The sequence below is a fragment of the Zhongshania sp. genome, from assembly GCF_041623545.1.
Lineage (GTDB): Bacteria > Pseudomonadota > Gammaproteobacteria > Pseudomonadales > Spongiibacteraceae > Spongiibacter.
In genome coordinates this window covers 1-5006 of record NZ_JBFJWS010000237.1, presented here as the reverse complement: position 1 = coordinate 5006, position 5006 = coordinate 1, and the positions used below count along the sequence as shown (strand labels likewise).

Sequence of the window (5006 nt, the reverse complement as noted above, 5' to 3'; positions counted from 1 at the left end):
TCTTTTTTCTCGCCCTTGTTAAAGCGCACGTTTTCAAGCAGAGCTAGCTGACCATCAGCCAAATCCACACCATTCTGCCAGTCGCTGAGCAGTGCAACGTCTTGCCCAAGCGCCTCACCTAAATAATCGGCGACCGGCTTTAAAGAATACTTTTCTTCAAACTCGCCTTCCGTAGGTCGACCTAGATGGGACATGACAATGACCTGCGCACCCGCCGCTAGAGCCAATTTCAATGTTGGCAACGCCGCACGTAACCGCGCATCAGAGCTTACCTTACCATCCTTGATCGGCACATTAAGATCTTCGCGAATGAGTACTCGTTTACCGCCGAGATCCACGTCGCTCATTTTAATGACTTTCATCTTTTGTTCCCTGCTCGTTTTCCCACGGCCCTCGCGAGCCTTACCAATACTCAAAACCCGTTTTCAATACCAATACTTAAATTTTCTACTGCCTATTTATTTCCGCCGGTTTCATTCAACCAATGAGCGACGACATCCAACATTCGGTTGGCGTAGCCCCATTCATTGTCAAACCAACTAAAGATACTGACTAAATCGCCCACGACCCGAGTTTGCCCCGCATCGACAATGGCCGAACGCGGATCGTGGTTAAAATCGCAAGAGGCCAAGGGTTCATCACTGTATCCGAGAATACCGAACAAACGCCCATTTGCCGCCATGCGCAATGCCGCATTCACATCCTCTGCACTTACCGACGCCGCCAAGCTCACGGTCATTTCCATTGCAGACACATTGTGGGTTGGAATACGCACTGCTCGCGCCGCAAAACAACCGTCCAACTCGGGAATAATGCGACCAATACCCGCCGCCAAACCCGTATCGACCGGAATCATCGACAATCCAGCCGCACGCGTCTTGCGCAGATCGGTGTGGTGATAAGCGTCGAGGACTGGCTGATCATTCATCGCCGAGTGAATCGTGGTAATACAACCCGAACGCACGCCAAATGCTTTATTAAGCACATCGATAACTGGCACAATTCCATTGGTCGTACACGAGGCATTGGAGACAATGCGCAGCTCGGGATCTAACTCACCGTGGTTTAAGCCATAGACAATCGTTGGCGTACCCGGCTCGCCAGGTTGTGACAGCAGTACATGCCGCGCCCCCTGTTCAATATGGGCTTGCAAATCTGTATAGCGACTCACCACCCCCGAACACTCCAAAACCACATCGATATTGTGGCGAGTCCAGTCCAGCGCATTCAAATCTTCGTGATGACTCACTGCGATGACGTCGTCATTCACTAATAAGCTGCCGTGACGATACTCCACCTTACCCATAAAACGACCGTGGGTACTGTCGTAGCGGGTAAGGTGGGCAATGGTCGCAAGGTCCGCCGGCTCATTAATCGCCACAATCTGCATACTGTCGCGCAGCGGTGATTCATAGAGGGCGCGCAGTACGCAGCGCCCTATGCGGCCGTATCCGTTTATGGCCAGTCGCAACATTAGCTCAGGCAATCCTCAACGGCGTCAACAACCGCGTCAGTGGTAATGCCAAAGTATTCAAACAGCGCTTCAGCAGGTGCAGACTCGCCAAAGCTATCCATACCAATAATACGACCATCCAAACCCACGTATTTGTACCAGTAGTCACGGTGCGCCGCTTCTACGGCAACCCGTGCAGGAACATTGCTAGGCAGAACTGACTCACGGTAATCGCCATCTTGGCTGTCGAACACATCCGTAGATGGCATAGACACGACGCGAATCTTTTTGCCCTTGGCAGCCAATACAGTCTGGGCGGCCATGGCCAACTTCACTTCTGAACCGGTGGCAATGATAATGGCTTCAGGTTCACCGTCGCAGTCACTCAATACATAGGCGCCCCGGGCGACATTCGCCAGCTGCGCAGCATCGCGCTGCTGATGCGGCAGTGCTTGGCGGGTAAAGATCAACGCGCTTGGGCCATCGGCACGCTCCAGCGCCGCCTTCCATGCAACAGCTGATTCAACCATATCGCAGGGTCGCCACAGTGACATATTGGGGGTGCCGCGCAGGCTGGCGATTTGCTCGATTGGCTGGTGAGTTGGGCCGTCTTCGCCCAAACCGATGGAGTCGTGGGTGTAAACATGAATCACCCGCTGGCCCATAATGGCCGCCATACGCACCGCGTTGCGGGCGTATTCCATAAACACGAGGAAGGTGGCGCCGTAATTGATGAAGCCGCCGTGCAGGGCAATACCGTTCATCATCGCCGACATGCCGAACTCGCGAACGCCGTAGTGCAGGTAGTTGCCGCTGGCGTCTTTGGCGTCGATTGGCTTGGCGCCGCTCCACATTGTTAAGTTAGAACCGGCTAAATCGGCTGAGCCGCCCAGAATTTCAGGCAACATTGCACCGTAGGCTTCAATGCACAGCTGTGAGGCTTTGCGGGTAGCCACTTCTTTAGCATCTGACTGGCACTGGGCAATAAAGGCATTGGCCTTTTCTGCAAAGTCGGCGGGCAAATCACCCTTAACGCGCCGACTAAGATCGGCTGCCAAATCGGGGAACTCTGCTGCGTATTTGGCAAAGGCCTCGTTCCAAGCCGCTTCTGCCGCCTTACCCTTTTCTTGGGCATTCCAGCCTTCGTAAATCTCTTCAGGGATCTCGAAGGGGCCGTGGGCCCAACCAAGGCTATCGCGAGTCAGTGCAATCTCAGCATCACCCAGTGGCGCGCCGTGACACTCTTCCTTGCCCTGTTTGTTTGGTGAGCCTTTACCAATGACGGTTTTACAGCAGATCAGGCTTGGCTTGTCAGTCTCGGCGCGAGCGGCTTCAATAGCCCGGGCAATTTCGGCGCTATTGTGGCCGTCAACATCGGCAATTACATGCCAGCCATAGGCTTCAAAACGCGCCGGGGTATCGTCGGTAAACCAGCCTTCTACTTCGCCGTCGATAGAAATACCGTTGTCGTCATAAAACGCCACCAACTTGCCCAACCCCAAGGTGCCGGCCAGCGAGCACACTTCGTGACTGATGCCTTCCATCATGCAGCCGTCACCCATAAAGGTGTAGGTGTAGTGATCAACGATATTGTGACCGTCGCGGTTAAACTGCGCGGCCAATATCTTTTCGGCCACCGCCATACCCACAGCATTGGCTAAACCCTGCCCCAAGGGACCGGTAGTCGTTTCAACGCCGGGCGTGTAGCCATATTCGGGGTGACCGGGGGTGCGACTGTGCAATTGACGAAATTGCTGCAGATCTTCAATGCTCAGATCATAACCGGTGAGGTGCAATAACGAGTAGATCAACATCGAGCCATGGCCGTTGGACAAGATAAAACGGTCGCGGTTAGCCCACTCAGGGTTATTGGGATTGTGCTGCAAATAGTCACGCCACAAGACTTCGGCGATATCGGCCATACCCATCGGCGCACCGGGGTGACCGGACTTGGCTTTTTGAACTGCGTCCATACTTAAGACGCGAATGGCATTGGCGAGATCACTACGTGAGGGCATCGATGGCTCCTAGATCAGGGTGGTGACTTAAGTATGACTTACGCACTAACTTAAGCAGGCAATAAAGAGGCGGTATTTTCCCCTAGTGGCGGCCAGACAGCAAATGGCAGAACCGTAAAAATGGCCAATTTACTTGCGCTGCACGCAGTCGGCGGCGAAAATCAGGGCCTCAAGGAACGATTCAGGTCTAAAACCCCATGTTCAACAATATTTTAATGGTGTGTATTGGCAATATTTGCCGCAGCCCCACCGCCGAATACCTGCTCAAACACAAGCTCAGCCACAAACCTAACGTGGTCATTCATTCAGCGGGGCTCGGCGCTTTGGTCGACAAACCAATCGACCCCAGCGCTGGGCAGATTCTCAGCGCAAAGGGCGTTGATGCCAGCCCCCACGCTGCCCGCCAGGTCACCGCCGAGCTTTTGCTAAAAGCAGATCTGATTTTGGTGATGGAGCAACGCCACATTAAAGGCATTACCGAGCTCGCCCCGCAGGTTAGCGGCAAAACCTTTTTACTGGGCAAGTGGTCATAAAATCAACCGGTCCCCGACCCCTATCGCAAAAGCATGGAAGCTTTTGAGCATGTTTACGGGCAGATTGATCAATTTACCGACGATTGGCTGAAGTATTTGTAAACATGTCGGACGCCGGGGATCTGGCGTCCGACGAAATCTATATCAATATATTTTGATATAGTTAAAAACCCTGCTACACTGCGCCGCATGAATTCTGCGAGCCCAGCCAATACCGCGATATCCGCGAGCAACGACCAGCTATTGCAACTCTGCAAGGCCGGCAGCGATATGCTGCGCCTACAGGTTTTGCGGGTCTTAAGCCGCGATGCGTACTCAGTGCAGGAGCTTTGCCACATTCTTGATTGCCGGCAATCAGGGATGAGTCACCACCTTAAAACACTGACGGCAGCAGGTTTAATCACCAAACGGCGCGAAGGAAATAGCCTGTTTTATCGTCGCAGTTACGCCGCCGCGCTCCCAGATTTAGCGCCGCTGCACGACGCCCTACAAAGCAGCGCCGATCTTATTCAACTGGATTTCGAACAGCAGCAGCGCTTGCAGCAGGTCTACGCCGAACGCGCCGAACGCTGTCAGGCCTTTTTCGCCGAGCACGCCAGCGAATTCGGCGAGCAGCAAGAGCAAATGGTCGCCTTTAATGTCTACGGCCAAAGCTGTATGGAATTATTGCGTAATAGCCAGCCCCAAGGCGGCGAGCTCGCCATTGAAATTGGCCCCGGCGAAGGTGCCTTCTTAGCCGAACTGTCTCCGCATTACCGCAAGGTAGTGGCGGTCGACAATGCCCAGGCCATGCTCAATCGCGCCAGTGAATTCGCCCATCAACACCAACTAGACAATGTCGCGCTGATTCTCGGCGACAGCCGCAGCGAACAATTGCAGCCCAATAACGCAGACTGCGTGGTGTGCAATATGGTCTTACACCATGTGCCATCCCCCGCCGATATCTTTAAAGACGCCGCACGCTTATTAAAGCCCGGCGGCTTATTCTGCGTGAGCGATTTA

At 53.8% G+C, this 5006-nt stretch carries 4 protein-coding genes and 1 pseudogene; 2 read left to right on the top strand and 3 right to left on the bottom strand.

The genetic code is table 11. The features are described from left to right. The 3 genes from pgk to tkt all read right to left on the bottom strand — a co-directional run. On the bottom strand, positions 1-362 hold a 362-nt coding region (gene pgk, locus ABYT30_RS15380), incomplete at its 3' end, for a phosphoglycerate kinase (RefSeq protein ID WP_373097384.1). A 92-nt stretch (positions 363-454) separates the two neighbouring features. Further along, on the bottom strand, positions 455-1474 hold the full coding sequence (locus ABYT30_RS15375; protein ID WP_373097382.1) for a type I glyceraldehyde-3-phosphate dehydrogenase: 1020 nt from the start codon (positions 1472-1474) through the stop codon (positions 455-457). Then, positions 1474-3471: a transketolase gene (gene tkt, locus ABYT30_RS15370; protein WP_373097381.1), complete on the bottom strand. Its 1998-nt coding sequence runs from the start codon at positions 3469-3471 to the stop codon at positions 1474-1476. Before tkt ends, ABYT30_RS15375 begins: the two co-directional genes overlap by 1 nt. Before the next feature lie 197 nt (positions 3472-3668). On the opposite strand from tkt, the pseudogene ABYT30_RS15365 reads away from it, so the two are divergent. Further along, positions 3669-4106, top strand: a pseudogene (locus ABYT30_RS15365) (low molecular weight protein-tyrosine-phosphatase). 87 nt (positions 4107-4193) lie between these two features. Continuing rightward, a partial coding sequence (locus tag ABYT30_RS15360) for an ArsR/SmtB family transcription factor (RefSeq protein WP_373097380.1) occupies positions 4194-5006 on the top strand: 813 nt, incomplete at its 3' end.